Origin of the sequence: Desulfovibrio piger, from assembly GCF_012843875.1 — a bacterium.
Taxonomy (GTDB): domain Bacteria; phylum Desulfobacterota; class Desulfovibrionia; order Desulfovibrionales; family Desulfovibrionaceae; genus Desulfovibrio.
In genome coordinates this window covers 1-26947 of record NZ_JABAFY010000003.1, presented here as the reverse complement: position 1 = coordinate 26947, position 26947 = coordinate 1, and the positions used below count along the sequence as shown (strand labels likewise).

Sequence of the window (26947 nt, the reverse complement as noted above, 5' to 3'; positions counted from 1 at the left end):
GCGCGGCATCCTTTGACCTTTTCACAAAAAAACGGGCTCCGGCCCGTTTTTCTGTTTTTTGCTCCGGCTTCGCGCCGGTAAGGACATCCCCGGCAATATCTATGGACGCCCATCTTTTTTCCCGTTTTTGCGAGGAGCTCGCCCCGCGCATCATCGGCGGCTGGCTGGAAAAGGTGCAGGAACCGGCCCCCGGCCTGCTGGCTTTCAACATCAACCTGGCCGCGCGCGGCCAGAGCTACGGCCAGACAGGTGGCAGCCGCAAGTGCCAGCTGTGCCTGCGCGCCGCACGCAAGGAACCCTTCCTCTTCCTTTCCCGCAGCCGTCTGGCCGCCGGACGGGCCCCCTCGGCCCCGGTCATGCGCCTGCGCAAATATCTGGCCGGGCACCGTATCCTGGCCACGGTCTGCTGCTTCAGCCGCCGCCGGCTCTGGCTGCTGGTGGGCGGGGAGGCCGCGGCCGAAGAGGCCCTGCGCCGCCAGATGGTGCTCTGGAGCCCGGCGGAAGGCGAGGAGGACGGCCTTTCCCCTGAGAGCGGGGCGCAGCCGGACATGGCGGACATGACGCCGGAGAGCGGCGAGGCCGCGGAGCGGGAGCCCCTGGCCACCTGGCTGCTGCTGGACTTGCGCGAAGGGGCCTCGGTGCGCTTCTTGCCCGTGAGCCGCAGCCCGCAGGAAGAGTCCCTGCGCTGGCCGGAGCCCGGAGAGCTGGAAGAGGCCCTGGCGCACTGGCGGGACTGGCCGGTACTGACCCCGGCCCTGCGCCGTGCCCTGCCCCTGTATGACGAGCTGGACCGGCAGGCCCTGCTGGAAGACCTGCGCCTGGGCGGCGGGGACGTGTTCTACTATACGCCGCCGGATGGAGAGGCGGAGGAGAAGGCCGGGAGCGAGCGGCCCTCCTGCCGCATCGCGGCCTGGCCCCTGCCGGATGCCCTGGCCCAGGGCTGGCATGAGGAACAGGGGGAAGACATCCTCGGCCTGGTGGAGAAGGCCGGGCAGAAGCTGGTGCTGGAAAAGGCCGCACGCGACGCCGCCGGTGCCGCTGCCCTGCCCCTGTCGCGCCGTCTGCGCAAGCTGGAACAGCTGCTGGCCAAACTGGACGAAGAAGAGCAGCGCCTGCTGGGCATGTGCGCCGCTCGTGAGGACGGCCTGCTGTTACAGGCCTGGCTGTGGCGCTGGCCTGCGGATTTCCGCGCACCGGAGCTGGTGCTGCCGCCGCCGGAGGAAGGCGACGAAGACACGCCGCGCAAGACCGTGAAGCTGGATATGCGGCGCAGCGTGCGGGACAATATGGAACGCCTGTTCCATACGGCCCGGCGCGGGCAGCGTGGCCTTGAACATCTGGCGGAACGGCGTGCGGTGCTGCGGGCCGAACTGGCCACCGTGCAGGCGGCCCGGCAGGAAGCCCTGCTGGGCGGTATCGGGCACGCCGCGGGAGAGGCCGGGAAGCCCGACAGGAACACGGTGGCGCTGGGGGCCCTGCGCGGTGCGGCCCTGCCGCGCAACGTGCAGCTCTTCGTCAGTGATGACGGCTTTGCCCTGCTGCGCGGCCGTGACGCCAAGGGCAACATCGCGGCCCGCAAGCTGGCCGCGGCCCACGACATCTGGCTGCATACCGACGGCGGCCCCGGCTCGCACGTCATCATCCGCCGGGCCCATGCCGGACAGGAAGTTCCGGAGCGCACCCTGGACCAGGCCGGGGCGCTGGCGGCCTGCAAGAGCTGGCAGAAGGACGCGGCCCGGGCGCGCATCCTCTACGCCGAGGTGCGCCACATCCGCAGCATGCGCGGCGCGGGCACAGGCACCGTGCGCATGGACAAGATCCTCTACAGCCGCGAGGTGCCGGTGGATGCCAGTCTGGAGACCCGTCTGCTGCCGGAAAGCCCTGCGGGGAAGACGGACGGGACGGGCAGGGACTGAGCTCCGCCGTACGGCTTTTGGGCCTCACGGGCGTGCTCTTTGTCCTTTTTCGGCTGACGGGCCCGTGCGTGCGGCCGTTGCCGTGCTGTCGTGAACGGGCGCGGCATGATCTGGCCCGCGTCTGCCGGCAGGAACAGGGGCACTGTCCCGACAGAGCGACGGGCACAGGCAGGTCCGGTGATGCGCGCAGGGACGGGGCCTGCCGGTAAAAGGGCCCGCTGGCGGCAAAGGGCTAGTGCCTGCCTTTACGGCCGTGGGGTGGCGTCGCGCGCCTGGGGATCGTCCGTCTTTCGGCCCGTTGTGTCGATGAAGTACCAGGCATCGCTTTCCCAGTACCAGTGCTCGCCGCCGGAGCCCGGGACCTCCTTGCGTTGTCCCGTGTCCGTGACTTTCGCCTTGCCGCCTTCGAAGGGGAGGGCAAAGGCGAAACGGGGCGCTATCACCACCCGGCCGCTCTCGTCCGCATAACCCATGCGGCCCCGGTCATCCACGATGCGGTACAGGCCTTCGCGGACATAGTCGGGGCCGTTGTCATAATGGAAGGGGACGACAGCTGGTGACGCGGCGCAGCCGCACAGGAGCAGGGCCAGCAGCAGGGAACAGCCTGTATTTTTCATCAAAAATTCCTTTGTGGTTTGAAACCTCCCCCTTCAGGGGGAAAAGAGTGGTTGACAAGACGGCGGAGCCGATGAAATCCTTTTCCGTAACCTCTCCCTTTAGGGAGGGGCAATCCGCACGACCCCTATCCGTCGGCTGCGGAGTCAGTCGGCGGACGGGGCGACTGTGGATTGAAACATGGGGCTCCTTGATATGTACCGGTGAGCACTGACAGACGGGGATGGTCCCGGGCTCCGGCCCCGCCATCATGACGATGGGACAGCGTGCGCCCGGGATGGCCACCGGGCAGACAGCGACGGCATTTTTCAGGTAAACGGTATGGAAAAGCCACCCTTGCGGGTGGCTTTTTTTGTCTGGGAGCGGACAGGGGCTTTCCCGCTGTCCTACTTGAACAGGATCAGGCAGACCATCTCCATGTCGTCGGGGCCGTCGTTGTAGACGGCATGCCATTCGCCGTCGGGACAGACGGCCGTGTCCCCGGCATGGAGCATGACCTCGGTGCCGTTGTCGTCATAGCGGCACTGGCCCTTGAGGATGTGGTAGACCTCCATGTCGCCCACATGCTGGTGACGGCCCACGGCGTCGCCGGGCCCCAGGCGCACGATGTTGAACAGGCGCCCCTTGTCGTAGAACTCGCCTTCGTTGAGGAGCTGGGTGGCGTGGGCCAGGCCCGGGCCTCCGGCGATCTGTTTGTCGAAGCGGATGTGGTCTTCCTTGCGGCGGATCATGGTTCCCTCCTGGGGGTTGGACGGGGTTCGGGCCCGTCATGGGCGCACGGGTCAGGCCGTCAGCTGACGGTCCTCGTCGGTGGGCGTGTCGTCATCGACCGCAGGCCGGGGGCGCGGGGCCAGCTTGCCGCCGGGACGGGGCTTGCGGTTGCGCAGGGGATGCTGGGGCCGGGCGCTGCCGTGCGGGGCGCGACGGTCGGCGGGAGAGTCGGGCAGGGCCGCCGTGGGGCGCGTGGCCATGTCACGCGGGCTCCGGGCACGGGGCGGCATGTCCTTGATGTGCACGTCCATCTGCGGGAAAGCGATCTCGATATTGTTCTTGCGGAACAGCTGGTCGATCTCGAACAGCAGCTCCGAGGCCGTCTTGACGCTGACATCGTAGTCCCGCACCCAGAAGCGCAGGGTGAAGTCCAGAGTGCTGGCGCCGAAGTTGGAGAACAGCACCACCGGCGCGGGGTACTTGAGGATGTCGCTGTGGCCGTTGGCCACGGAGGCCAGCAGCTTCATGACCAGGGTGGTGTCGCTGCCGTAGGCCACGCCCACCACCACGTCACGGCGCACCGTACGGCTGTTGCGCGTCCAGTTGATGAGGCGCGTGGACACGAATTCGGAGTTGGGCACGTAGATGACGGCGTTGTCGTAGGTCTCCACGATGGTGGCGCGCACGCTGATCTTGCGCACGCGGCCCGTGGTGGTGCCCACTTCGACCACGTCGCCTACCTGCATGGTGCGGCTGAAGATGAGGATCAGGCCGGAGAGGAAGTTGTTGATGATGGTCTGCATGCCGAAACCGATACCGACGGACAGACCACCGGCGACCATGGCCAGGTTGCTCAGTTCCATGCCCAGCGAGCGCAGGGTGAACAGGCCGAAGAACGCCCACAGGGCGTAGGTGAAGGCCGTCTGCAGGGGCTGGATGAGCGTGGGGTCGATACGCAGACCGCGGCTGGGCATGCGCGAAAGGAAGAGCGTGCCCATGCGCACGGCGGTGCGGGTCAGGAAGAAGACGCTGATGATGAGCAGCACCTGCACCATGTTGAAGCGCGTCTCGCCCACGTTGACGCCCTGGAGCACGAAGTCCTGCAACAGGGAAAGGCCGCCGGGCAGGGTGCAGACCCACAGGGACATGCCGCCGATGACCAGCAGCAGGATGACAGGCGCGGCCAGGGCCAGCATGAGGCTGGAGACGGCAGCCGAGCCGCCCTCGTCGGGCAGCTGGTCATTGTAGCGGTTGATGGCCGACATGCTGGCCACGCTGATCTGCAGGGCCAGCGAGCAGGAGACGTAGAACAGGTACAGGCCCATGCTGAAGATGTGCAGGCCCATGACGGCCAGCACCAGGGTCACCCAGAAGATGATGGCGCTGCCTGACAGGAGGGTGGACTCGAGCTGGGTGCTGGCCTCCAGGCTGTGGCTCTTGGCGCGCCACAGACGGTGCAGGAGCATGAGCACCACCCAGGCGATGAGGGTCACCACCGGCGGCAGGGGCAGGTAGATCAGGATGTAGGAAAAGAGCGTCAGCGGGATGAGCTGCCACAGGGGGTTGCTGACGGCGGCCTTGTCCGGGTGCTGCAAGCGGCGCAGGTCCCAGGCCAGGAAAACTTCGCCGATGATGATGCTCAGGTTGCCCAGGGCCAGGAAGCAGCGGAACACATCCCCGTGGGCGGACAGCGACGAAGCCAGCAGGGACAGGCCCAGGCCGATCCAGGGCAGGCTCACATGGAACATGTGGCGGCCCACCTCGCCGTGGGTCCCGGAATGGCGCCAGCGACGGTAGAGCACCATGCCGGTGAACAGCACCAGCAAAAGGCAAAGGGCGAAGCGCAGGCCGGCCGTATGCCAGCCGTCGGCGCTGACGGGGATCTCCACGGGCAGGCGCAGCTGGATGCCCTGCCAGACATATTGCAGGCGTTTGGGCACGGTCTCCCAGGTCTCGAGGCTGAGATAGGGCACCGGGCCTTGCAGATAGTAGTCCCGCCACAGCTGGGGCAGCATGGTGGCGATGTCTTTCTGTGCCTTCTTCAGATCGGCCATCATGTCCTGGGTGGGCGACAGCACGGAATCATAGCGCTTGATGACGTCGGTCAGGCTTTTCTGGGCCTTGGTGACCTGGCGCGAGTAGTCGCGGATCTCGGCGTTGGACGGCAGATCCTTGGTCTCGGGCAGGCTCTCGGCCAGATGGTTGACGCGCTCCAGCAGGGAGTTGACGCTGTTGCGGGCCAGCAGCACGGGGTCGATGACCTGCTGCATCTGCTGCACGGTGAAGGAGATGCGGCGGTCCAGGGCCTCCAGCGGGTTGGGCCAGTTCTTGAACGTGTTGATGAGCAGGAGCAGGCGGCGGGCTTCCTCGACGATGGGCCGCGCCTGCTTGGACATGGTCTCCGCCTGCTTGTTGATGTCACGCACCAGGCCGCGCGTACTGCTGTTGATGTCGTCCAGCATGTCCTTCTGGCCGGCCCAGATGTTCTCCAGCGGGTCCACCGTGGGAGCCGCATCGGCTTCGGCAGGGGCGCTGGAAGCGGCTTTTTTGTCCTGGGCCTTGTCGTCCTTTTTGGCGTCGGCCTTGTCGTCGTTTTTCTGGGGCGCTTCGTCGGCCAGGGCACAAGTCGGGCCGACGAGGGAGGTCATCTCCCGGCAGGCGTCTCCGGAAAGGGCCGGCACGAGGCTGAGGACGGTCAGCAGCATGAGAACGGGCAGGGAACGGAACAGGCAGCGATACATGGTCCACCTCAGGGAAAGGCCCCTGCCGGAAAGGGACAGGGGCATCATGACATTGAAAAGCCAGCAATAGCGCAAGATGTGCTGATTGAAAAGAGGTCTTCCTGTAAACATGCGGCTCCCCCCGGGAGCAGACGGATGGCCCGGCTTTACAAGCCCTTCCGTGCCCGGCATAGTGAGCTCATGTCCCAGAGCCTCTCTTCTTTCCTCCGTCAGGATGTCCCGGCCTCTGCTCTCAAGGTCGCTGTTGCCCTGCAACGCTTTTCCCCCGCCGACAGCGGGGCCGTGGCACAGGCCCTGCCCCTTCTTCTCGACCGCGCGGGTCTGGCCTCGTCCTTTTCCCTGCGTTCGGCCCATGTGCTGGTCAAACCCAATCTGCTGACGGCCACGCCCCTGGCCTGCACCAGCCCCGTGGTGGTGGCCGCCGTCTGCCGCTGGCTGCTGGACCAGGGGGCCCGCGTGCGGGTGGGGGATTCGCCCGGTTTCGGTACGGCCACGGCCGTGGCCCGGCAGACAGGCGTGGAAGAGGCCCTGCGGCCGCTGGGCCTGCGGGTGGAGTCCCTGGCCGATCCCCGTCCGCTGGAGCTGCCCCTGCGCCGGGGCGGGCCCGTTTCCTTCGGGGTGGCCCGGGTGGCGCTGGAAAGCGACGTCATCTTTTCCCTGCCCCGGGTCAAGGCCCATTCCCAGATGCGCCTGACCCTGGCGGTCAAGAACCTGTTCGGCTGCGTCTGCGGCCTGCGCAAGGCCCTCATCCATACGCGGCAGGGACAGGAGCCCGACTTTTTCGCCGACTGCATCGCCGCCCTCTGGGCCGGTCTGCCGCCGGTGGCCGCCGTGGCCGACGGCCTGACCGCCATGCATGTGACGGGCCCCAGCAAGGGACAGCCCTTCCCTCTGGGCCTGCTGGGGGCCAGCCCTTCGGCCGTGGCCCTGGACGAGGCCCTGTGCGCGGTGCTGGGCCTGCCTCTGGCCGGCACGCCCCTGGGCGCGGCCCTGGAACGGCGGGAAGCGCCGGGATGCCGCCGTGCGGGCTGGCAGCCCGACTATGTGCTGGCCCGGCCCGAAGATTTCGACTGTACGGGCTTCATCCTGCCGGACGAGCTGATGCACACCTCGTTCCGGCCCTGGCGCCTGTTCAAGAGTTGCCTGCGCCGCCTGTGGCTGGCGCGCCGAAAATAACGAAAGCTGCTCCCCCGGGGAGCGAGGAGTTGACCATGCCTGTGATCCTGCCGGGCCAGACCGACATCTATGCCCTGACCGATGCCCGCCTTTCCTGCGGCCGCACGCTGGAGACCGTGGTCTCCGCCCTGCTGGGGGCCGGGGTCAAGATCATCCAGTACCGTGAAAAGCACATGAAATCCGGTGAGATGCTGGAAGAATGCCGTCTGATGCGCCGCCTGACCCGCGAGGCCGGGGCCTGCTTCATCGTGGACGACCATGTGGACCTTGCCATCCTGGCCGAAGCCGACGGCGTGCATATCGGACAGGAGGACTTCCCCCTGCCTGCGGTGCGCCAGCTGGTGGGCCCCAAGATGTGCATCGGCCTGTCCACCCACAGCCCGGAACAGGCCAGGGCCGCCGTGGCCGTGGGCGCCGACTACATCGGCGTGGGGCCCATCTTCGCCACCAAGACCAAGGAGGACGTGGTGGCCCCGGTGGGCTTCGATTATCTGGACTGGGTGGCCGCCAACATCAGCATCCCCTTCGTGGCCATCGGCGGCATCAAGGAACACAATATCACGGATGTGGCCCGTCACGGGGCCCGCTGCTGCGCCCTGGTCTCCGAACTGGTGGGCGCCCCCGACATCGCCGCCAAGGTGCAGGCCGTACGCGCCGCCATGCAGCGGGGGATGTAGGATATGATTTCTTGAGGGGCGGGGGAGCACCTCTCGCGCCAGGCGAGGGGATCCCCCGCCCCTCAAACTCCCCACCCCCTCCCCAGCGCCCTTTATTCCGTCTTTCCTGAGCGAGGAGATGTATGGATAATCCGTGGTGTCTTCTTCCAGAAGCGCGGCCTTTCGTCTTGCAGGCCGATGCGGCGGTGGTCTCTGCATTCAACCAGAAATATGCCGGGACTCCTTATGAGCTGCATACCGAATTGCCCCCGGAACCCTTTTCAGGCCGTCTGGACGCACCTGTCGTCCTACTGAACTTGAATCCGGGATACAGCGAAGATGATGCGGCTATCATGCTTGGCAATGCAAAATTTCAGCAAGCCATGAAAAATACGCGTGGATTTTCCGTACAGGACTATCCATTCTATCACTTGAATCCTTGTTTTAAACAAGGGAACAAGGGATATGATTATTGGGTGGATAAATTTAGGAAACTCTTTGAAATTGATTTTGATTTAAAAAAATGCGCCAATAGTTTTTTACTCTTGCAGGCATATCCATATAAGTCAAAAGAATTTAAGAAGATGCCACTCTTACCTTCTTTCGACTTCACGCAGCGCATCCTGCTCGCTGCAATGAACAGAAGGGCGTTAGTCGTTCAATTGCGGAGCAAAAAAATATGGGAAGAGGCTGTTCCGGGGCTGGCGACATATCCCCGGCGGATCGAGTGTCGTAATCCAAGGCGTCCAACGCTCAGTCCCGGGAATCTGGGCAGTGAAGGCTGGCGGATTCTGCTCTCTGCCCTTGATGCAGGATGATCGAAAAGAAAAAAGAAAGAGGCGACTGTCAATGACGGTCGCCTCTTTCTTCTCAGCTATATAATGGAATAAAGCGCGTTTTGGGAAGGGGCCCCTTCCCCGGCAAAGTCCGATGACAGGCCTTAATCGAAGCTCTTGGCCCAGCGCAGGATATGGGCGTGCAGCAGGCGCACGGCCTGGAGGAAGCGGGGGCCGCGGCCCTGGTAGTGCTGGCAGAGCTGGTGCCAGAAAAAGGCCATGCTGGCCAGTTCCGGGCAGGACTGCATGTGCTGGAGGATGGTCATGCACAGGGGGTGGCCCGTGGGATCGAAGCTCTCCGGCAGGGGGGCGCATTCCTGCAGCAGGGTCTGGAGCAGGCGGGCGCAATGGCTCAGGGCTTTGCCCACGCGGGCCGCGAACTGGCTGGAATAGTTGGGGCAGGCCATGCTCAGGGGCACATTGGTCAGGGGCGTGGGCTCCGTGGCCCCGGAGGTCAGGTCATCCAGGATGCGCCGCCAGTAAACGCGCTGCTGGCAGAGCCAGAGGGTGCGGTCATCGGCCTTGTGGTCGGACAGGCAGGTGGTGGTGATGAAACCGCGCGAGTCGGTGGCCGTCTGCCAGATGCGGGCCTCACGGCAGGCCGAGGTGGTGATGCCTTCGCTCCACTGGCCGCTGGTGAGCTTGGCCAGCACCAGGTCGGCCACGATGGAGGCGCTGATGTGGTGGCGGCACTTCTCGCCCAGGACGCAGTCGTGGTCATGCGGGCAGGGATGGCAGGGCAGGGTGGGCTCCAGACAGCAGCTGCCGGGCAGGTAGGGGCCGGTATCGCAGGGCTGGGCCGTGGCCAGGAAGATGGAGAGCAGGGGCAGGCCCAGACCGGCCGCCAGATGCATGGTGCCGGTATTGTTGGTGACCAGCATGGCCATCTCGCGCAGGACGGCGCCCAGCTCGAAGATATTGGTCTGCCCCACCACGTCCACGAAGGGGGTGCTGGTCAGGCGGGCGTATTCGTCGGCCAGGGGGCGTTCCGAGGCCTCGCCCAGCAGGACGGGGCAGATGCCCTCTTCCTGCCAGATGCGCTTGCCCAGCTCCACAAAGTGGCTCACCGGCCACTGGCGGCGTTTTTCGCTGGCGCCCAGCTGCATGCCGATGAAGCCGTGCCGGATCACCGGTGCGTGGGCCAGCAGGCGGCGGGCCGTCTCGCGGGCCTCGGTGCCCAGTTCGCTGAGCAGGCCGGAGCCGGGCTGGGAGAGCAGCCGGCCGGAAAGGCCGCCCAGCAGGGGAGCGCCGGTCATGCGGAACATGTCGGCCAGGTTGAAGGGCGCGTTGCTCTGGCGCAGCTCGGCGGCATGGAGGAAGGCGGGCCAGAGGCCGTCCACGCGCGGACGCCCCTTGTGGTCCAGTCCGAAGCCCAGCACGGCCTCGGGCGCGGGGGCCAGGGCGGTGGCCAGCAGACGGGCGGGCATGCTGGGCGTCAGGTTGATGATGTGGTCGGCCTGCATGGTGGCGCGCAGGTTTTCGGCCCACGCCTGCAGTTCGTGGCGGGTGGCGTCGGCCTGTTCGGGACTGACCAGGTGATCGGGCACGGTGAGCAGAGGGCTGGCGAATTGCAGCAGGCCCTCGGTGTCCGCGTATTTTTCCAGACAAAGCAGCGTGGTGCTGCGCCCGGCCTTGTGCAGGTCGTGCAGCAGGGGCTGGCTGAGCAGCAGATCCCCGAAGCGGTTCAGATTGATGACAAGAGCATCCAGACGCATGACAGTTTCCTTGCGGAGGGTGAAGATTCCCGTGGTGCTGGGCACGCTGACGGGGGGAGCTTTCTAGCAGAACTGGGCGCGGACGTCCAGACGGGGGCGGGGATCGGAAAGGGCTCGGCGGGAAAAGCGGCAGCGCGGCAGGGGACCGGGGAGGCCGCCGTATCACGACACGCCGTCCATACCCGGCGGCCGTCAGGCACGCACGGATTGTCCGTTGCCGGACGGACGCAAAAAATGGCCCCGCCTCTCCGGAAGGTACCGGGGCGGACCAAGGTCAGCGCTGCGGGCCAGCGCCGGCGCCGGATGCAGGTGCCTGTCAGGGACGCCGTTCGTCCTGCGGCTGTGCCGGGGCCTGTTCCTGGGGGGCCGTGCTGAAGGGCGAGGTGATCTCCCTGGCCAGCAGGGTCACGAAGAGGGCCGGGATCCCGGAATCCACGCTGAACTCGCGGTGGGCCAGCAGGCCTGTGCGCATCTGGCTGCTGCCGCGGGCATTACGGCTGCCCACGTTCTGGAGCATGAAGCGCTTGGGGCGCTTGTCGCTGGGGACACGGCGCTGGACCAGCAGGATGTCCGAAAGGACGAGGGTCGCGCCCTTGCCGGAAAGTTCCGACGGTGCCCCGTAGCCGCCCTCGACCATGCGATGGGCCGAGGCGGCGTCGGTGATGCCGGCTTCCAGCACGCTGGCTTGGATGATGAACCCGGCCTGGCTGGGGTTGTCGGTGATGTCGTACTTTTCGGCGCGCAGCAGGCGCTCCACTTCGGCGCGCAGGCCGAAGACATGGCGGCTCTGGTCGCGGACGCTGACGTAGACCACAGGCGTGGTGTCATCGTCGGCCGGGGCCAGAGACCCCTGGCGCAGGACCTGGATGTCGGTGGGGGCGGGCTGCCGGTGCTTGCAGCCCGGAAGCAGCAGCAACAGCAGCGCGAGGAGGAGAAAGAGCGTTTTTTTCATGCGTCTCCGGGACGGCGACAGGGCTTGCGGCCCCTGCGGGGGAGCTGCCCACGCCACGCGGCAGCGGGCACGATGGCAGGAGGACCGGCGCGTCCGCTACGGACGCGGTACTGTCTCCGAGGTCAGCCCTATACCGCAGAAATCACAGGCATGTCCAGCAGGCGGCCTGCCGCGGTAAAAAGGTGGTTGCCGGCATCCGGGCACAGGCCGGTACGCAAAGGGGCCCCGTCCTTTGCCGGACGGGGCCCCGGGAAAGCGGGTCTTAACGCACCAGGTAGGGCATGCGTACCGTCAGCGCCTCTTCAGGGCAGTCGATCTCGCACGGCAGGCAGAACCAGCAGGTGCGGTTGGCCTCGAAGGCCCGGCCGCAGGCCATGCAGCGGGCGGCTTCCTTTTGGGCCTCTTCAGGCGTGAGGACCTGTTCCGTCACGGCGGTCAGGCTCCTTTCCGCAACAGGCAGCCGGGTCAGGCTGCCCCGGGGCACCCCGTTGGAGCGTTCGAGATGGGGCTCGAAATCATTGCACCAGCCCTTTCCCGCCATTTCATCCAGAGCCAAATATATATATGACTACTCAGAAGAGCGCTTTTTTTGTCAAGTGCAGCGCCGGTTTTTCACGGGTCAAAGGCAGGAAAAAGAAAGGGGCCGCAGCATCCAGCTGCGGCCCCTTCCATATGGAATAAATGAATGATCCCGGCGTGCTGCGCTTTCGTATGCCGGTCAGCTCCTGATGGACTCCAGGATGGCCCGGCACAGGGCGTCTTCCAGCCCGGCGAAGGCCTCTTCCTTGCTGCGGGGATTGCCGCGGCTGGTCACGGCAACGGTGTGCAGGCTGTCCTTGTCGGGGATGCGGCGGGCGGCCGTGCCCACGGCGGCTTCCATGGCCCAGCTGGTGTAGCTGTCGCCCGCGTCGTGCAGGGTGGCGCCCACGCCCACCGTGGCGCCGATGCCCGCGCCTACGATGGCGCCGCCGCGCCCGTCCACCAGGCTGCCCAGCAGCACGCCCAGCATGGTGCCCGTGCCCACGTCGCCCAGCGTGCGTCCGGCGCTCACCCGGCTGCCGTCGCTGGTGGCCCAGACGTCGCGGATCTCCACCAGGATCACCAGGTCGGCTTCCTTGACGTCCGAGGCCGGGTTCAGGCCGCGTTCGCTCTGCAGATAGGCCGTGAGCATGGAGTGCAGATCCTCCGTCATGCTCTTGCCGTTCTCGATCTTGATGAAGACCCTGTCGCCCCGTTCCAGGGTGACGGCAGGCAGGGGCGCGCCGGGCTCCGGCGCCGGGCTGGCATCGTGCGAGGCACAGGCCCCCAGGGTCAGGGACAGAAGCAGGAGGAACAACAGGCTCAGGATGCGGTGCGGATGCATGACGGCTCCTTGAGGGGGAAAATGATCCCGGTCATTTATATGTTGTATCCCAGGCCGGTAGGCCTGTCCAGACGGCGGAAAGGGCGCGCCCGGAGCCCCTGTGGCGGCGACGCGGGCTTGACGTGGCTGCATTTTGCCGTATCCTCCGCGCACACGGCAGGCCTGAGGGCCCTTGCCGCGGACCTGGCGGGCCCGGCTTTTTTCCTGCTTCTTTTTCCTTCCGGGCAGCCTCAAGGCAGCATGAACGGTCCACGGGACCGTCTTTTTTCATTCACCTCCTGCCACTGCCGTCCGGCAGTCGGATGGACAAGGGACATCATGGGCAAGCAGCTGATCATCGTGGAATCGCCGGCCAAGGTGAAGACCATCAAGAAATTTCTGGGACCGCAGTACATGGTGCAGGCCAGCGTGGGCCATGTGCGCGACCTGCCGTCCAGCAGTCTGGGCGTGGACGAAGCCAACGATTTTGCCCCCCAGTACGAGATCATCGACAATAAGAAGAACGTGGTCAGCGAGCTGCGCAGCGCCGCAGCCAAGGCCGACACCGTCTATCTGGCCCCCGACCCGGACCGCGAAGGGGAGGCCATCGCCTGGCATGTGGCGGAGCTGATCCGCGACAAGGCCAAGGACATCAAACGCATCCAGTTCAACGAGATCACCGCCCGCGCCGTCAAGGAGGCCCTGGCCCATCCGCGCGAGCTCAACCAGCACCTTTTCGATGCCCAGCAGGCCCGGCGCGTGCTGGACCGCCTGGTGGGCTACAAGATCTCGCCCCTGCTCTGGAAGACCATCAAGCGCGGCATCTCCGCCGGACGCGTGCAGTCCGTGGCCCTGCGCCTCATCGTGGAGCGCGAGGCCGAGCGCGCCGCCTTCAAGCCGGAAGAATACTGGCTGTTCAAGGCACTGCTGGGCGCCGAGGTGCCGCCCTCCGTGCGTGCGGAACTGGCGCGCATCGGCGGCAAGAAGGCCGTGATCCGCAATGCCGAGGAGGCCAACGCCCTGGAGGCCGAGCTCAAGGGCCAGCCCTTCGTGGTGGAGAGCGTGGAACAGAAGAAGCGCGAGCGCGCGCCGCAGCCGCCCTTCATCACCTCCACCCTGCAGCAGGCCGCCAACCAGCGTCTTTCCTACACGGCCAAGCGCACCATGAACATCGCCCAGCGCCTCTACGAAGGCGTGGAGATGGAAGACGGCAGCATCACGGCCCTCATCACCTACATGCGTACCGACTCCACCCGCATTGCCGACGAGGCCCGGCAGGCGGCGCACGACTTCATCCAGCGCGAGTTCGGCAACGATTACCTGCCGGCCAAGAAGCGCGTCTACAAGACCAAGAGCGGCGCGCAGGACGCCCACGAAGCCATCCGGCCCGTGGATGTGAACATCACGCCCGAGATGGTCAAGGCGGCCCTGCCCCCGGACCAGTACAACCTGTACCGCCTGATCTGGTCGCGCTTCGTGGCCTCGCAGATGGCCGGGGCCCGCTTCCACGACACCACGGTGACCGTGGCCTGCGGCCGTACCCAGTGGAAGGCCAAGGGCGAGCGCCTGCTCTTTCCCGGCTTTTTGGCCGTGCTGCCCCGCGGCAAGGACGAAGGCGATGCCGAGCTGCCGCCCCTGGAGGCCGGCCAGACCCTGAAGCTGGAGAAGCTGGACAAGGAACAGAAGTTCACCCAGCCCCCGGCCCGTTACAGCGAAGCCAGCCTGGTGCGCGAACTGGAAGAGCAGGGCATCGGCCGCCCCTCCACCTACGCCAGCATCATCTCCACCCTGCAGGACCGCGAATACGTGCGCCTGCAGGACCGCCACTTCATCCCCACCGATCTGGGGCGCGTGGTCTGTGAGCAGCTGGTGCAGCACTTCCCGCATCTCATGGACGTGGGCTTCACGGCCGAGATGGAGAGCCTGCTGGACAAGGTGGCCGACGGCGACCAGCAGTGGGTGGACCTGATGCATGCCTTTGCCGCGGATTTCAACCCCACGCTGGCGGCTGCCGCCAAGAACATGCAGAGCGTCAAGGGCGGCCTGCCCACTGATCTGGCCTGCCCCGACTGCGGCAAGCCCCTGATGATCAAGTTCGGCAAGGCCGGGCCCTTCCTGGCCTGCAGCGGCTATCCCGACTGCCGTTTCACCAGCAATTTCCAGCGCACCGAGGACGGCCGTCTGGAGATCGTGGCCCCGCAGAAGCCCGAACTGGAAAAGGTGGGCGAGTGCCCGCGCTGCGGCAAAGATCTGGTCATCAAGCACGCCCGTACGGGCAGCCGCTTCATCGCCTGCACGGGCTACCCGGACTGCAACTATACCGCGCCCATGGCCACGGGCGTCATGTGCCCGCGCTGCGGCGAAGGCCGCATGGTGGAAAAAAGCACCAAGCGCGGCAAGCTTTTCTATTCCTGCGACCGCTACCCGCAATGTGATTTCGCCCTGTGGGACAAGCCCGTGCCCGGACCTTGCCCGCGCTGTAATTCCTCCTATCTGGTGGAGAAGCGCGGCCGCGACGGCAGCGTCAAGATCATGTGCCCCACCAAGGGCTGCGGCTATGTGAAAGGAGGCGACGATGGACAGGATGCCTAAAGCGCCGGCCTCGCCGGTGCTGGTGAGCGCCCCGGTGGATGGCCTGGGCGTACCGCTGAACCTGGAGGCCCGTGCGGCCCGGCTGCTGGACGAAGGGCAGGCCGTGGTCCTGCTGACCGTGGTGGAGCGCGAAGGCTCGGCCCCGCGTGCCGCCGGTACCCGTGCCCTGCTGACCGCTGCCGGTCTGGAAGGCACCGTGGGCGGCGGTCTGCTGGAAGCCCGTGCCGTGGAGGCGGCCAATGTCTGCCTGGAGGAAGGACGCTCCGCCCGCGTGCGCTGCGACCTCACCGGTCTTGGCCCCGACAGCGACATGATCTGCGGCGGCAGCATGGATCTGCTCTGTGAATATCTGACGCCTGCGCAGGCGCCCCTGTTCCGTGCGGCGGACGCGGCCCTGAAAGCCGGGCTGACCGGCATCTGGCTGCTGGACGTGAGCCGGGCCGACGCGCCCGTGCGCGACCTGTATCTGGATGCCCTGCCCGAAGGCCAGCCCCTGGTGGCGGGCCTGCACGAGGGCGCGGAAGCCGTGCGGCCCCTGCTGGCCGGGCGCAAGGGCCGTCCCGGCCTGGTGCGGGACGGTCTGGCGGAACGTTATGTGGAGGCCCTGGACGCGCCGCCGGTGCTGCTGCTCTGCGGCGGCGGCCATGTGTCGCTGGAGACGGCCCGTCTGGCCCATGCCGCCGGTTTCGTGGTGGACGTGGTGGACGACCGCGCGGAGTTCGCCGATCCCCGGCGTTTCCCCATGGCCCGGCGTTGCCTGACCCTGCCTGCCTTCGAGGATCTGGCGGCCCGCTGCGGCATTGGCCGGCACCATTATGTGGCCATCATGACCCGCGGCCACAGCTTCGACCGTGAGGTCCTGGCCCAGGCCCTGAAAACGGACGCCTTCTATATTGGTATGATCGGCAGCAGCAGCAAAAAAGCCTCGGTCTACCAGGCGCTGCGTGCGCAGGGCGTCAGCGATGCGGCCCTGGACAAGGTCTGCTGCCCCATCGGTCTGGGCATCGGCGCGGACACGCCGCAGCAGATCGCCGTCTCCGTGGTGGCCGAGCTCATGGCCGCCAGGGCAGGGACGCTGAGCGCTCTTCGGGCGGCCCGCTGAGGTCCGGAAAGCCCCTAAAAAAGTGGCGTAAAAAATAGTCAATTATTCCAAGTAGTTACATGAAAAAAGTACGGTTCGCTAACCCATTGGAATAAAAGGATTTTTCTTTATTGAACTTTAAGAGCAAGATAAGCCTGCATTTCTTGACGCATTTTGCAAAAAATGTTTAGCAGGGGATTCAAAGCCCGCTCGCTTTGCGGGCGGGCTTTCCACGTATCGGCAGTTCGCTGCTGTCCCAGGAGTAAGATATCATGACCGGAAAACAGACCATTCTGGCAACGCTGCTGTTGCTTCTCTGTTTCAGCCTTGCGGCATGCAAGGATGAAGGTGCTCAAAAAGGTCAGATGCCCGCCCCGCCGGTGGGCGTCTTCCAGGTGGAAGCCAAGGACGTGCCCTGGCCTTCCGAATTCCAGGCCCAGGCCTCCGGCTCCCGGTCCGTCGAAGTGCGTGCCCGTGTGCAGGGCATCATCGAGAAGCGTCTGTACCGTGAAGGCGAGTTCGTCAAGGCCGGTCAGCTCATGTTCCAGATCGAGCGCGACCAGTACGAGGCCGCCGTCCAGCAGGCCGAGGCCCAGTACGACAGCGCCAAGCGCGAGTGGAACCGCGTGCGCCCCCTGTTCGCCAAGAACGCCGTCTCCCAGAAGGATCGCGACAACGCCAAGGCCGCCTATGACAACGCCAAGGCCGCCCTGCGTGCCGCCAAGATCAATCTGGACTACTGCCAGGTGGTGGCCCCCGTGTCCGGTTACAGCTCCAAGGAAAGCTTCACGCCCGGCAACCTTGTCAGCAACAACTCCCTGCTGACCTACGTGGACCAGACCGATCCCATGTACATCGATTTCTCCATCGCCGCGCCGCAGCACATGCGCCGTCAGCAGCTGGCCGCCGAAGGCCGCCTGCGCTTCCCCGAAGGCAACGTCTACAAGGCCCGTCTGCGTCTGCTGGACGGCAGCATGTACCAGGGCGAAGGCCAGGTGGACTTCATCGACAGCCGCGTGCAGCCCGAGACCGGCGTGGTGCAGGCCCGTGCCTCCTTCGCCAACAGCGACGGCCGGATCATGCCCGGCCAGTATGTGCGCATCTTCATGGACGGCGACGTGCTGGTCAACGCCGTGCTCATCCCCCAGAAGGCCGTGCTCATCACCCAGAAGGGTTCCTTCGTCATGACCCTGGATAAGGACAACGTGGTCGGCACCCGGAAGGTGGAGGTCAGCGAGACCATCGGCGACATGTACCTTGTGGACTCCGGCCTCAAGGGCGGGGAACGCATCATCTGTGAAGGCATGGTCAAGGCCCGCCCCGGTGCCAAGGTCAGCGTCATGGGTGACGGACAGGCCCAGAAGGGACAGGCCGCCCAGAAGACCGCTCAGAAGTAGGTGATGGTCTATGGCAGCTTCGGCAAAACCAAATATCTTTTTGCGCAGACCGATCCTTTCGTCGGTCATCTCTATCGTGATCACGCTGGTGGGCGCGCTGGCCATGAAGGCCCTGCCCATCGCCCAGTATCCTGAACTGGTGCCGCCCACGGTCAACGTGACGGTCTTCTATCCCGGCGCCTCGGCCGAGACCATCGCCGGTACCGTGCTGGCCCCCCTGGAAGTGAACATCAACGGCGTGGAAAACATGCTCTACATGACGTCCACGGCCTCCTCGGGTTCCGGTTCGGGCTCCATCAACGTCTATTTCAGTCTGGGCACCGACCCGGACATGGCCCTGGTCAACGTCAACAACAAGGTCAACCTGGCCCAGACCACACTGCCCGAGACCGTGCGCCTGCAGGGCGTGCAGGTGACCAAACGTTCACCGGCCATGCTGCAGATCATCGCCCTGTTCTCGCCTGACGGGCGTTATGACGCCGTGTACCTGCACAACTACATGCAGGTGAACGTGGCCGACGAACTCAAGCGTGTGCCCGGCGTGGGCGACGTGACCGTGTTCGGCTACATGGACTACGCCATGCGCATCTGGCTCGTCCCGGACAAGCTGGCCAAGTACGGCGTCACCGTGAGCGAGATCGCCGCGGCCATCCAGGAGCAGAACTCGCAGTTCTCGCCCGGCCGTCTGGGCGACGCGCCCATACCCGATACCGCCCAGCTTTCCTGGCAGATCGATACCAAGGGCCGTCTGGCCACGCCGCAGGAGTTCGGCGAGATCATCATCCGCACCGGTGAGGACAGCGCCATGCTGCGCCTCAAGGACGTGGCCCGCATCGAGATGGGCGGCAAGGACTACAGCGTCGAAAGCGAATACAACGGCATGGTGGCCCGTGCCATGGGTATCTACCTGCTGCCCGGCGCCAACGCCATCGCCACCGGCGAGGCCGTCACCGCCCGCATGCAGGAGCTAGCCAAAAACTTCCCCGAGGGCATCGACTACAAGATCATCGTGGACACCAACGACTTCGTCATGGAGTCCATCAACGAAGTGGTGCACACCCTGGTGGAAGCCATGATCCTGGTGTTCCTGGTGGTGTTCATCTTCCTGCAGAACTGGCGCGCCACCCTCATCCCCTGCATCGCCGTGCCCGTGTCCATCATCGGCACCTTCGCGGGCATGTTCGCCCTGGGCTACACCATCAACACCCTGACCCTGTTCGGTATGGTGCTGGCCATCGGTATCGTGGTGGACGACGCCATCGTGGTGCTGGAGAACGTGGAACGCATCATGAGTACCGAGCACCTGCCGCCCAAGGAAGCCACGGCCAAGGCCATGAGCGAAGTGACGGCCCCCGTTATCGCCATCGTGCTGGTGCTCTGCGCCGTGTTCATCCCCGTGTCCTTCATGGGCGGCCTGGCGGGCCAGATGTACAAGCAGTTCGCCATCACCATCTCGGTGTCCGTGGTGCTTTCGGGTATCGTGGCCCTGACGCTGACCCCGGCCCTGTGCTCCCTGCTGCTCAAGCCGCATGCGCATGACCATCAGCCGGCCAAGCCCTTCGTCGTCTTCAACTACTTCTTCGGCAAGACCACGCACCGCTATGTGCGTACGGTGCGTTTCATCAAGGACCACGGCCTGATCTCCATGGCCCTCTTCGGCTGCATGATCGTCAGCCTGGTCTTCCTGTTCCGGGTGGTCCCCGGCGGCCTGGTGCCCAACGAAGACCAGGGCTATATCCTGGGCATGACCATCCTGGACGACGGTGCCGTGCAGAACCGCACCCGTGACGTGACCCGCATCGCTTCCGAGCTGCTGCGCAAGGATCCGGTGGTGGATACGGTCATGACCCTGAACGGCCTGGACATCACCTCCATGTCGACCAAGAGCAACTACGGCACCTTCTTTGCCGTGCTCAAGCCCTGGAGCGAACGTACCACGCCGGAGAGCAGCGCCTCGGCCATCAGTACCAAGGTGCTGGGCGTGACCATGATGCAGCCCGAAGCCGTGACCATCGGCTTCACGCCGCCGCCCATCAGCGGCATGTCCACCACGGGCGGTTTTGAAGGCTTCATCCAGATGCGCGGTGCCGGCACCAGCCAGGATCTGGAAGCCACGGCCAATGCCTTCGTGGCGGAAGCCACGTCCCGTGACGAGAACGGCCAGCCCAAGTATCCGGCCATCGGTACCCTGCGCAGCCTGTTCTCCACCGGTGCCCCGCAGCTCTACGCCAACCTGGACCGTGAGCGCTGCAAGGACATGGGCATCAGCATCAGCGATGTCTTCACGGCCATGAACGCCACCTTCGGTGCGCTCTACGTCAACGACTTCAACTACCTGGGCCGTACCTTCCAGGTGCGCATGCAGGCCGAGGCCGATTACCGCCTGCTGCCCGAGTCCCTGCACGACATCTTCGTGCGGACCAACAAGGGCGGCATGGTGCCCCTGGATGCCATCATGACCCTGGAACGCCGCACGGCGCCCCAGACCATGGAACGTTACAACGTGTTCCCCGCCGCCCACCTCATGGGTGAACCGGCCCCCGGCTATTCTTCCGGTCAGGCCCTGGAAGCCATGGAAAAGGTGGCGGAAAAGATGCTGTCCAGCGATTACGGCCTGGGCTGGGTCGGTTCGGCCCTGCAGGAAAAGCTGGCCAGCGCCGACACCACCGTCATCTTCGTGCTGGCGCTCGTCATGGTCTTCCTGATCCTGGCCGCCCAGTACGAAAGCTGGTCGCTGCCGCTGGCCGTGCTCACGGCCGTGCCCTTCGGCGTGTTCGGCGCCCTGGTGGCCACCTGGCTGCGCGACCTGTCCAATGACGTGTACTTCCAGGTGGCTCTGGTCACCCTGGTGGGCCTGGCCGCCAAAAACGCCATCCTGATCGTGGAATTCGCCGTCGAGGCCTGGCGCGGCGGGCGCAGTCTGGACGTGGCCGCCATGCATGCGGCGCGCCTGCGCTTCCGTCCCATCGTCATGACCTCGCTGGCCTTCATCCTGGGCTGCGTGCCGCTGGCCATCAGCTCCGGCGCCGGTGCCAACAGCCGTCACGCCATCGGCACCGCCGTGGTGGGCGGCATGCTGGCCGCAACCTGCATCGCCACGCTCTTCGTTCCCTACTTCTTCCGCACCATCATGCGGATCTCCCTGAAGCTGCAGGGCAAGAAGGACCCCAACGAAGGCAAGAAAAGCTTCGATGAGGAGGAGGATATATGACCCCCCTGCTGAAAGTGGGCCTGACGCTGGTGCTCTGCCTGGCCGTCACGGGCTGCTCCCTGGCTCCCGACTATAAGCGTCCCGAGCAGGACATCCCCAAGGAGTGGCGTTCCGTGGATCTGGGACCCAGTCCGCTGAACACCGACTGGTGGACCCGCTTCAATGATCCCGTGCTCAATGCCCTGGTGGAAGAAGCCCTGAAGAACAACCAGGATCTGGCGGAAAGCCTGGCCAAGATCGATTCCGCCGCGGCCAAGCTGGGCGTGGGCACCAGCCAGCTCGCCCCCTCGGTGAGCGGCGCCGGTGCGGCCACCTCGCAGAGCAACTCCACCAAGATCGCCAACTACAACAGCATCGCGGACCGTTCCTACGTGAACTACCAGGGCCAGCTCTCGGCCAGCTGGGAACTGGACTTCTGGGGCAAGTACCGCAACAACTACACCATGCTGTCGGACGTGCTGCTGAACACCGTGGTCAGCCATGAGGCCCTGCGCCTTTCGGTGGCCAGCCAGACGGCCCAGAGCTACGTTGCCCTGCTGGCCCTGGACATGCAGCTGGCCACGGCCAAGCGTACCCTGCGCACGCGTGAGGACGCCTTCGGCATCTACACCAGCCGCTACCGTCAGGGCGACATCACGGAGCTGGACTGGCAGCGTGCCCGCGCCGAAGTGGAAACGGCCCGTGCCCAGGTGCACAGCTCCACGGTGGCCGTGGACAGCGCCGAAGCCAGCCTGGCCGTGCTGCTGGGCCGTTCGCCCCGCGACATCATGAGCGCCGTCATGCCGCGCGGCGGCGACATCAGCAAGCTGCCGGCCCCGCCCGTGCTGCCTGCCGGCCTGCCGTCCGAACTGCTGGAGCGCCGCCCCGACGTGCGCGCCGCCGAGTACATGATCATGGCTTACAACGCCAATATCGGCGTGGCCCGTGCCGAGTTCTTCCCGTCCATCTCCCTGACGGGCATGCTGGGCACCCTCAGCGCCAGCGTGGTGAACCTGTTCAGCGGTCCTGCGGGCGCCTGGAGCTACGGCGTGACCGGCTCCATGCCGCTGCTGGACTTCGGCCGCACCTGGTATAACGTCAAGGACGCCGAGGCCCAGAAGGAAGCGGCCATCGCCGTGTACCGCAAGACGGTGCAGAACGCCTTCAAGGACGTGCGCACCTCCCTGACCTCCCAGCGCGAGGCCGACGCCATCGTGGCGGCCAGCCAGGCCCAGGTGGACAGCCTGCGCCGCGCCGCGGAGATCGCCCGCCTGCAGTACGACAACGGTTACACCGACTACCTGACCGTGCTGGATGCCGAACGCCAGCTGTTCAGCGCCGAGCTGAGCCTGGCCAACGCCCTGCGTGACCGCCTCAATGCCGTGGTCAGCGTGTGCATGGCCCTGGGTGGCGGCTGGCAGGATCCCAACGTCAAGCCTTCCTTCCCGGTGGCTGACGCGGAAGAGCTGGTCAAGGCCCATGACGCTGCCGGCCAGAAGGCCTCCCAGCCTGCGGCCGCTCCTGCGAAGGCACAGCCTGCCGCCAAGCAGTAGGCACGATCCCCCCCCTGAAAAGACACAGGAAGGACGCTTTTGGGCGTCCTTCCTTTTTTTGTGTACATGTATGCAGGCCATCCCCAAAAAGGCCGAGAGGCCGCATTACGGGGAAGCATGCGGGCACAGAGGATGTCCTGCGACGGGGATGTCTTTACAATCCGGCGGGATGACGGCTATCCTGCGGCCATGCTGCATAGAGCACATTTGTTTTTGGCTGGTCTGGCCCTGTCTGCCCTGACGGTCTCCCTTGCTCCTCTGTCGGTGTTGGCGGTGGAGAAGGGCAAGGCGGTGCAGGCCCCGGCGGGCAAGGCCGCTGCGGGCAACAGCAAGGGCGGGCAGGCCTGGAGTTTCGGCACCTCCCGCGACAGGAGCAATGCCCTGTGGCATGACGGCGTGGAGACGGACTCCCTGCGCAAGCGGGCCCTGGGCCGGGACAGGGGCAATTCCTCCAGCATCGAACATGCTCTGCGCGAGGCCGACCGCCAGGCCAAGGCCGAGTCCCGCAAAGCCAAGGAGGCGGAACGGGAGGCGGAGGAAAAAAGCCGTCTCGGCATGAACATCCGGCGCGATGACTCCGTCTGGCGTGCCGAGCTGCCGTCGAGCGAGGCCCGCCCTGACGAGCTGCGGCCTCTGGAGCGGCGGCATGTGGTCCGGGCCTATGCCGACTTCATGGACAGCGATGATGCCTCGCTGACCATCGGTCCGGAGCTGATGCTCAAGGACGAGCACAACGAATGGGGCAAGAAGTCCCGGCCCGAGGAGAATGACCCTTCCGTGGGGCTCGGTATGCAGTTCAGTCTTGACTTTTGACAGGAGGCGCAGAGCGGGAGAGGCCCGCAGTCCGTGTAAGGACCGTATCGGCATTCTTTTGTGTACCACGCTTCTGCCCGCTGGCTCTCGGAGCCGTCCCGGATCACAGCAGCATCATCCCGCAATGGCAGGCCAGCAAAGGGTACGACGAGGTCTGGGCCTGATCTGTGTTTCTCGTGTCTGGCCGTCCTCATGACGCAAAAAAGGCGCTTCCCGTCGGGGAAGCGCCTTTTTCGTCGGTATCGCGGAAAGCCCGGCTAGGCCTGGGCAGCGTCCTTTTGCTTGTTGCGCTGGCGCAGCACCAGCATGGTCACCACCATGAAGATCAGGCCGGAAGCGAAGCCGGGCAGCAGGCTGCCGTGGGTGAGGCCGGAGACCACATAGCCCATCGTGCTGCTGGCCGCCACCACACAGGCATAGAGCATTTGTGTGGAGACGTGTTCCAGATGGGCGCAACCGGCGCCGGCACTGGACAGGATGGTGGTGTCGGAGATGGGCGAGCAGTGGTCGCCGAACACGCTGCCGGCCAGGGTGGCGGACAGGCAGACCAGCACCAGGTTGGGATCGACGGCCTGGGCAACGGGCACCACGATGGGGATCAGGATGCCGAAGGTGCCCCAGGCGGTACCGGTGGAGAAGCTCAGGAAACCGGCCACCACGAAGATGATGGCGGGCAGCAGGCCGCCGGAGATGCCGCCGTCGGCCACCATGGTCTTGACGAAGAGCGGGGTCTGCAGCAGGTCACGGCACACGCCGCTGATGGTCCAGGCCAGCACCAGGATGGTGTTGGCGGGCATCATGGCCTTCATGCCTTCGCCGGCGCAGTCCATGAAGGACTTGAGGCTCATGAGGCCGCGCGGCACGAAGAGGAAGAAGGCCACGGTGATGGCGCCGAAGGAGGCCCAGACCAGGGCCTTGGAGGCGCTGCTGTTACCGAAGGCGGCCGCCAGAGTGTGGTAGGCGGGATCGCTGCCCCAGTAGCCGCCGCTGTAGAGCAGGGCCGCCACGGCGAAGAAGATCAGGCTGCCGATGGGCAGGAGCATGTCGATGAGGCTGCCCTTGGCGCTGGTGCCCAGTTCGGCCTGTTCGGCGTCCACGTTGCCCAGTTCGCCCTGCTGGGCGCGCAGTTCGGCCTTGCGCATGGGGCCGAAGTCGAAGTTGCCCAGGCAGACCATGACCACCATGATGATGGAGAACAGGGCGTAGAAGTTGTAGGGGATGGTGGCCACGAAGGCGGCAAAATCGCTTTCAAAGGCGCCGGTGGCTTTCAGGTTGCTGCCCACGGCGGCGGCCCAGCTGGAGATGGGCGCGATGATGCAGATGGGGGCGGCGGTGGCGTCGATGATGTAGGCCAGCTTGGCGCGGGAGATCTTGTAGCGGTCCGTCACCGGGCGCATGACCGTGCCCACGGTGAGGCAGTTGAAATAATCGTCGATGAAGATGAAGGCGCCCAGGCCGCCGGTGGAGAGCATGGCCACGCGCTTGCTCTTGATGCGCCTGGTGGCCCAGTTGCCGTAGGCACGGGTACCGCCGGCACGCGAGATGGTGAACACCAGCGCGCCCAGCAGGGTACAGAAGATGATGATGTTGAAATCGACCTTGTTCACCATGGTGGTGAAGGCGATCTCCACGGGCTTGATGATCAGGTCGCCCGTGCCCATGCCCAGGCAATAGATGACGGTGCCGCTGAGAATACCGAGGAAGAGGGAGGAAATGACTTCCTTGGTGATCAGGGCCAGGGTGATGGCGATGATGGGCGGCAGCAGAGAGAGCCAACCCGCGTCAAACGGATCCATGAACATGCTCCTGTCTTGAAGGTCTGGAAGGCGCAGCGCCGCATACGGCTTACCGGCATGCATCCCCCGCCGGCGCGTGATCTTCCCGGTCGCGCTGGACTGCGTTCGTGGAAGCATATCATGCGCGCTTTGGAGCGGCAATACAAAACGGCCGGAAAAAACGGAACGGATGGGCCTCGGGGCGGGCCGTCGCGGAGCCCGTCACGAAACAACGCCTGTGGACTGTCCACAGGCGTTGTTATCCGGCGTATCAGAAAAGATGCGGAAGGCGCGGGCTACAGGATGATCTCGCCGTACTGGGCCTCATACTGCTGGATGGTCTGCACCAGCGCGGCGGCCAGGCGTTTGGCGCTTTCGGGGCTCATGCCGATGGCCTTTTGCGGCTGCACGGCCAGCACCGGGCCCTGCTGGTCCTGTTCGTTGCGGCTCACGCAGGCCGTGAGCAGGATCTCGCCGTGGGAGTAGTTTGTCTGGAAGGCATTGGCGTAAATGGTTTCCAGAGCGGGGGCCGGCAGCATGGTCACGCGCAACTGCTGTTCGGTACGCTGTTCGGGCTGCTGTTCGGTACGCTGTTCAGGGGCATGGCTGTTGGCGGGGGTCTTTTTCAGAGCGGGCATGGGGATATCCTCCTGTCTGGTTGTGACGGGCAAGAAATTCTTCTGTTTCTTTGTTGCTTCTCTTCTACTTCGTCTTTTCTACTTCTTTTCGTTTTTGGCGCCCTTGTCGTTCTTGCCGGCCTTTTCTTCCTTGCCGGCCTTTTCGTCGGGGCCGTCGGCATGGGTACGGATGCTGACCTTTGGCAGCTCGGCGAACTGCACACTGCCGGCGTCCATACGGCTGATGATCTCGGCGGTGATGTCCATGGACGCAGGAACGGAAAGGACGTTCTGGCGGGCCATGACGGCCACGTCGCCCTTGTCGGCGCGCCATGCTTCGATCTGGGCCAGCATGTGCTTGCTGACCACGTCACGGGCTGCGGCCTGTTCCATCACCAGCTGGCGCTGCAGCACGGCCAGGCCCTGACGCAGTTCCTGCTCGCGTTTTTCTTCAGGGCTTTTCTTCAGTTCTTCCTGATAGGCGGCCAGGCCGTTCTGCAGGATGGCCTGGACTTTGGCCAGGTGTTCGTTGGCCTGCTGCGCGGCCCTGGACTGGCTGAGGACACGGTCCACATCCACGCAGACCACGTCCGGGCCGGTATCCAGGCAACCGGACAGGGGCAGGGTCAGCATGAGGGCGAGACCGGACAGAAAACGGGGAAAACGGGACATGATGTCTCCTTGTGATGGTATGCGATCCGGCCGGGGCCGGACGTGGCGCGCCGCGTATGGGCGGCCGGCATGAGCGTTGGATGGTGCGGCGAAATTTTTACGGGATAGCCGTTTTTTGCAAAATGCTCCTTCCCGTTTCGGGGCCCGGCGCGGCCAATAAAAAACGCCGCCCCGGGAAGGCTGGATACAGGGCGGCGTCAAAAGGTGCGGTGGCCGGGACTCTCTTTCCGGCCACCGCCCGGTTTGATGGGTTAAAGCATCAGGGCCTAGAACTCGTAGCGGAAGCTGCCGAACACGCCGTGACCGGTGGTGTGCTGACCGGCCTGCAGCGTGTAGTTCACGCCGATGCTCATGTTGTCGTTGGCCAGTTCCAGACCGACGCCGCCCTGCCAGGTGAGGTAATCCATCATCTGGGTCTCCACTTCATAGGTGCCGGGCAGGCCGGTGAAGGCCACATCGTGCTTGGCCTTGATGTCGCCGGCGGCCGGGATCACGGTGAAGTCCAGGCTGGGCTTGAAGTTCCAGCCGCTGTCCAGGGCGAAGTCCTTGCTGAAGGTCACGCCGATGGGGAAGGTCCAGATGTCCTGGTGGAGGCTG

General features: G+C 65.3%; 21 protein-coding genes. 10 read left to right on the top strand and 11 right to left on the bottom strand.

Annotation, left to right across the window (positions count from 1 at the left end; translation table 11 throughout):
- Positions 1-101 precede the first annotated feature (101 nt).
- Entirely contained in the window at positions 102-1916 is a 1815-nt protein-coding gene (locus HF854_RS01275; protein WP_168934658.1) for an NFACT RNA binding domain-containing protein, read from the top strand.
- Positions 1917-2161: 245 nt separating this feature from the next.
- Here HF854_RS01275 and HF854_RS01270 read toward each other — a convergent pair whose 3' ends face one another.
- The 3 genes from HF854_RS01270 to HF854_RS01260 all read right to left on the bottom strand — a co-directional run bounded on the left by HF854_RS01270 (position 2162) and on the right by HF854_RS01260 (position 5983).
- Positions 2162-2533 carry a WG repeat-containing protein gene (locus HF854_RS01270; RefSeq protein ID WP_168934657.1) on the bottom strand — a complete coding sequence of 124 codons (372 nt, stop codon included), beginning with the start codon at positions 2531-2533 and terminating at the stop codon, positions 2162-2164.
- Between the two features lie 384 nt (positions 2534-2917).
- Positions 2918-3262 carry a cupin domain-containing protein gene (locus HF854_RS01265; protein ID WP_168934656.1) on the bottom strand — a complete coding sequence of 115 codons (345 nt, stop codon included), beginning with the start codon at positions 3260-3262 and terminating at the stop codon, positions 2918-2920.
- Between the two features lie 51 nt (positions 3263-3313).
- Positions 3314-5983, bottom strand: coding sequence for a mechanosensitive ion channel family protein (locus HF854_RS01260; protein WP_168934655.1), 2670 nt, complete (start codon positions 5981-5983; stop codon positions 3314-3316).
- Positions 5984-6163: 180 nt separating this feature from the next.
- On the opposite strand from HF854_RS01260, the gene HF854_RS01255 reads away from it, so the two are divergent.
- From HF854_RS01255 to HF854_RS01245, 3 genes are all read left to right on the top strand, one after another.
- Positions 6164-7159, top strand: coding sequence for a DUF362 domain-containing protein (locus tag HF854_RS01255; RefSeq protein ID WP_239463961.1), 996 nt, complete (start codon positions 6164-6166; stop codon positions 7157-7159).
- 35 nt (positions 7160-7194) lie between these two features.
- A complete protein-coding gene (thiE, locus tag HF854_RS01250) occupies positions 7195-7836 on the top strand; it encodes a thiamine phosphate synthase (RefSeq protein ID WP_168934653.1) in 642 nt (213 codons plus the stop codon).
- Between the two features lie 122 nt (positions 7837-7958).
- Entirely contained in the window at positions 7959-8633 is a 675-nt protein-coding gene (locus HF854_RS01245; protein ID WP_168934652.1) for a hypothetical protein, read from the top strand.
- Between the two features lie 122 nt (positions 8634-8755).
- Here HF854_RS01245 and HF854_RS01240 read toward each other — a convergent pair whose 3' ends face one another.
- The 4 genes from HF854_RS01240 to HF854_RS01225 all read right to left on the bottom strand — a co-directional run bounded on the left by HF854_RS01240 (position 8756) and on the right by HF854_RS01225 (position 12681).
- Entirely contained in the window at positions 8756-10366 is a 1611-nt protein-coding gene (locus HF854_RS01240; RefSeq protein WP_168934651.1) for a glycosyltransferase family 9 protein, read from the bottom strand.
- A gap of 316 nt (positions 10367-10682) precedes the next feature.
- A complete protein-coding gene (gene traT, locus HF854_RS01235) occupies positions 10683-11318 on the bottom strand; it encodes a complement resistance protein TraT (RefSeq protein ID WP_168934650.1) in 636 nt (211 codons plus the stop codon).
- Between the two features lie 262 nt (positions 11319-11580).
- Entirely contained in the window at positions 11581-11874 is a 294-nt protein-coding gene (locus HF854_RS01230; protein WP_168934649.1) for a hypothetical protein, read from the bottom strand.
- 162 nt (positions 11875-12036) lie between these two features.
- Entirely contained in the window at positions 12037-12681 is a 645-nt protein-coding gene (locus HF854_RS01225) for a hypothetical protein (RefSeq protein WP_168934648.1), read from the bottom strand.
- A gap of 318 nt (positions 12682-12999) precedes the next feature.
- Between HF854_RS01225 and topA the strand changes: the two genes are divergently transcribed.
- The 6 genes from topA to HF854_RS01195 all read left to right on the top strand — a co-directional run bounded on the left by topA (position 13000) and on the right by HF854_RS01195 (position 23286).
- A complete protein-coding gene (gene topA / locus HF854_RS01220) occupies positions 13000-15252 on the top strand; it encodes a type I DNA topoisomerase (RefSeq protein WP_168934647.1) in 2253 nt (750 codons plus the stop codon).
- Positions 15236-16354: an XdhC family protein gene (locus HF854_RS01215; protein WP_168934646.1), complete on the top strand. Its 1119-nt coding sequence runs from the start codon at positions 15236-15238 to the stop codon at positions 16352-16354. Before topA ends, HF854_RS01215 begins: the two co-directional genes overlap by 17 nt.
- A gap of 251 nt (positions 16355-16605) precedes the next feature.
- The gene (locus tag HF854_RS01210; RefSeq protein WP_168934645.1) at positions 16606-17730 is read left to right on the top strand and encodes an efflux RND transporter periplasmic adaptor subunit; all 1125 of its coding nucleotides are present in this window, start codon (positions 16606-16608) and stop codon (positions 17728-17730) included.
- A gap of 10 nt (positions 17731-17740) precedes the next feature.
- On the top strand, positions 17741-20941 hold the full coding sequence (locus HF854_RS01205) for an efflux RND transporter permease subunit (protein WP_168934644.1): 3201 nt from the start codon (positions 17741-17743) through the stop codon (positions 20939-20941).
- Entirely contained in the window at positions 20938-22473 is a 1536-nt protein-coding gene (locus tag HF854_RS01200; RefSeq protein ID WP_168934643.1) for an efflux transporter outer membrane subunit, read from the top strand. The genes HF854_RS01205 and HF854_RS01200 overlap by 4 nt, the downstream gene beginning before the upstream one ends.
- Positions 22474-22680: 207 nt before the next feature.
- Positions 22681-23286: a hypothetical protein gene (locus HF854_RS01195; RefSeq protein ID WP_168934642.1), complete on the top strand. Its 606-nt coding sequence runs from the start codon at positions 22681-22683 to the stop codon at positions 23284-23286.
- A gap of 257 nt (positions 23287-23543) precedes the next feature.
- Here HF854_RS01195 and HF854_RS01190 read toward each other — a convergent pair whose 3' ends face one another.
- From HF854_RS01190 to HF854_RS01175, 4 genes are all read right to left on the bottom strand, one after another.
- The gene (locus tag HF854_RS01190; RefSeq protein ID WP_168934641.1) at positions 23544-25082 is read right to left on the bottom strand and encodes a Na+/H+ antiporter NhaC family protein; all 1539 of its coding nucleotides are present in this window, start codon (positions 25080-25082) and stop codon (positions 23544-23546) included.
- Positions 25083-25357: 275 nt separating this feature from the next.
- Entirely contained in the window at positions 25358-25699 is a 342-nt protein-coding gene (locus tag HF854_RS01185; RefSeq protein WP_168934640.1) for a DUF3467 domain-containing protein, read from the bottom strand.
- 78 nt (positions 25700-25777) lie between these two features.
- On the bottom strand, positions 25778-26350 hold the full coding sequence (locus HF854_RS01180; RefSeq protein ID WP_168934639.1) for an OmpH family outer membrane protein: 573 nt from the start codon (positions 26348-26350) through the stop codon (positions 25778-25780).
- Positions 26351-26616: 266 nt separating this feature from the next.
- Positions 26617-26947 (bottom strand): autotransporter domain-containing protein (locus HF854_RS01175; protein WP_168934638.1); only part of this gene is annotated, 331 nt, incomplete at its 5' end.

Excerpts from the sequence above, each read along its gene's own strand:
- HF854_RS01190 (WP_168934641.1), bottom strand. The coding sequence starts at position 25,082 with ATGGATCCGTTTGACGCGGGTTGGCTCTCTCTGCTGCCGCCCATCATC.
- HF854_RS01205 (WP_168934644.1), top strand. The coding sequence starts at position 17,741 with ATGGCAGCTTCGGCAAAACCAAATATCTTTTTGCGCAGACCGATCCTT.
- HF854_RS01225 (WP_168934648.1), bottom strand. The coding sequence starts at position 12,681 with ATGCATCCGCACCGCATCCTGAGCCTGTTGTTCCTCCTGCTTCTGTCC.
- topA (WP_168934647.1), top strand. The coding sequence starts at position 13,000 with ATGGGCAAGCAGCTGATCATCGTGGAATCGCCGGCCAAGGTGAAGACC.
- HF854_RS01215 (WP_168934646.1), top strand. The coding sequence starts at position 15,236 with ATGGACAGGATGCCTAAAGCGCCGGCCTCGCCGGTGCTGGTGAGCGCC.
- HF854_RS01260 (WP_168934655.1), bottom strand. The coding sequence starts at position 5,983 with ATGTATCGCTGCCTGTTCCGTTCCCTGCCCGTTCTCATGCTGCTGACC.
- HF854_RS01210 (WP_168934645.1), top strand. The coding sequence starts at position 16,606 with ATGACCGGAAAACAGACCATTCTGGCAACGCTGCTGTTGCTTCTCTGT.
- HF854_RS01185 (WP_168934640.1), bottom strand. The coding sequence starts at position 25,699 with ATGCCCGCTCTGAAAAAGACCCCCGCCAACAGCCATGCCCCTGAACAG.
- HF854_RS01200 (WP_168934643.1), top strand. The coding sequence starts at position 20,938 with ATGACCCCCCTGCTGAAAGTGGGCCTGACGCTGGTGCTCTGCCTGGCC.
- HF854_RS01270 (WP_168934657.1), bottom strand. The coding sequence starts at position 2,533 with ATGAAAAATACAGGCTGTTCCCTGCTGCTGGCCCTGCTCCTGTGCGGC.
- HF854_RS01240 (WP_168934651.1), bottom strand. The coding sequence starts at position 10,366 with ATGCGTCTGGATGCTCTTGTCATCAATCTGAACCGCTTCGGGGATCTG.
- HF854_RS01265 (WP_168934656.1), bottom strand. The coding sequence starts at position 3,262 with ATGATCCGCCGCAAGGAAGACCACATCCGCTTCGACAAACAGATCGCC.
- HF854_RS01180 (WP_168934639.1), bottom strand. The coding sequence starts at position 26,350 with ATGTCCCGTTTTCCCCGTTTTCTGTCCGGTCTCGCCCTCATGCTGACC.
- HF854_RS01255 (WP_239463961.1), top strand. The coding sequence starts at position 6,164 with ATGTCCCAGAGCCTCTCTTCTTTCCTCCGTCAGGATGTCCCGGCCTCT.
- thiE (WP_168934653.1), top strand. The coding sequence starts at position 7,195 with ATGCCTGTGATCCTGCCGGGCCAGACCGACATCTATGCCCTGACCGAT.
- HF854_RS01275 (WP_168934658.1), top strand. The coding sequence starts at position 102 with ATGGACGCCCATCTTTTTTCCCGTTTTTGCGAGGAGCTCGCCCCGCGC.
- HF854_RS01245 (WP_168934652.1), top strand. The coding sequence starts at position 7,959 with ATGGATAATCCGTGGTGTCTTCTTCCAGAAGCGCGGCCTTTCGTCTTG.
- traT (WP_168934650.1), bottom strand. The coding sequence starts at position 11,318 with ATGAAAAAAACGCTCTTTCTCCTCCTCGCGCTGCTGTTGCTGCTGCTT.